Origin of the sequence: Pseudoalteromonas sp. S16_S37, from assembly GCF_014694405.1 — a bacterium.
In the GTDB taxonomy this organism is placed as follows: Bacteria; Pseudomonadota; Gammaproteobacteria; order Enterobacterales; family Alteromonadaceae; genus Pseudoalteromonas.
In genome coordinates this window covers 1-1,185 of sequence record NZ_JAAUWV010000150.1, presented here as the reverse complement: position 1 = coordinate 1,185, position 1,185 = coordinate 1, and the positions used below count along the sequence as shown (strand labels likewise).

Sequence of the window (1,185 nt, the reverse complement as noted above, 5' to 3'; positions counted from 1 at the left end):
GGCATTCTGGGCAGTTATCACCTTTTTGTAAGTCTGCGTGTTTGTGGTGAATTACTTCTGGGTTTATTTGCGCTGCCTGAGCTTTGTTTTTTCGTCTATGCGGTTTGCTTTTTTTGCTCTTAGCTAGATTGGATTTTAAGCTTTCTGACGATTGAACGATGCCAGCCAGCTTTCTAAGCTTGCTGATGGTGATGTCGTTATCACTGAGTTTTTCTTGCATACTGGCTAGGGTCAATAACGCGCCTAACAACAATTCACAATCTTCTGGTGAAAGTGTTAATTGGTGCGCTTTGGCTTGTGTGATCCGTTCAATCAGAGCATCGAGTTCTTGGCTGCTGATATCAGTAAAAGTTTGCGTCATTATCTTGTTATTTTGCATGGGTATTTTGTTTAGTTGCCAGATCAGATCGCTGCTTGCTCAATTGGTTCAATTTATTTTATATTTTTTATCCACGGGTTTAGTTTCACCCTTTAATAGCTCTCTAAGCTCAGTGGCTAACATGGACGATATGGTATTTGGTGACTTCGGCCAGTTTTGAAATCGTCCTTTAGATAAGCGTTTGGTCATCAGCCAATAGCCACTGCCATCGTAGGCCAATACGCGTAACATGGTTCGGCTTTTGTTAATAAACACAAAACGAATATCGGCACGTGGGTTTTGTTGCAGTGAATCGCGACAGACGGCAACAAAACCATCAATGCCTTTACGGAAATCTTGAGGCTGTGTGGCCAGCAATATGGCAGTTTGAGCAGAGAGTTGTAACATTAGTGTGCCTTTTAAAGAGATGCTGAAACGGTTAACGCTTGGGCAAGCACAGAGAGGACCTGGGCGCTGGCCTCGCCATTGAGGTGAATATTAGTCCCGTCGTTTAATATAATAGAGGCACTAGTAATGGCGGCATTTGCCTGTTGGGTGGTTGGCAATGCGATAAATGTATCCATGGGCTCAATGGTAGTTTGAGTATGTTTAAGCTCGGTGCGCCAGCGTTTAATGACAGAGCCACTTAAGCCTAGGGTAGTAACGACCTTGGAGACGGAATACTCTTGTGTAAGCTCAACGGCTTGCCTGCGCAATTCAACGGGGGTAAAAGTGCCTAACGTGTCTTTGTTGTGACGCCAGTGGTCAAATTGTGCTTTAATTTGCTCTAATGATGTTGTGGTATTCATTGATCACACCTTAGTTGT

General features: G+C 43.7%; 3 protein-coding genes. All 3 read right to left on the bottom strand.

The annotated features are described in order from the left end of the window. On the bottom strand, positions 1-379 hold a 379-nt coding region (locus HC733_RS22310; protein WP_203219232.1), incomplete at its 3' end, for a hypothetical protein. Positions 380-427: 48 nt separating this feature from the next. Continuing rightward, positions 428-766: an IS66 family insertion sequence element accessory protein TnpB gene (tnpB, locus tag HC733_RS22305; RefSeq protein ID WP_190367167.1), complete on the bottom strand. Its 339-nt coding sequence runs from the start codon at positions 764-766 to the stop codon at positions 428-430. Between the two features lie 11 nt (positions 767-777). Continuing rightward, a complete protein-coding gene (locus HC733_RS22300) occupies positions 778-1,167 on the bottom strand; it encodes a hypothetical protein (protein WP_190367166.1) in 390 nt (129 codons plus the stop codon). Between the last annotated feature and the right edge of the window lie 18 nt (positions 1,168-1,185).

Bases quoted from the DNA above. Each gene is read 5' to 3' on its own strand.
- tnpB (WP_190367167.1), bottom strand. From the start codon at position 766: ATGTTACAACTCTCTGCTCAAACTGCCATATTGCTGGCCACACAGCCT.
- HC733_RS22300 (WP_190367166.1), bottom strand. From the start codon at position 1,167: ATGAATACCACAACATCATTAGAGCAAATTAAAGCACAATTTGACCAC.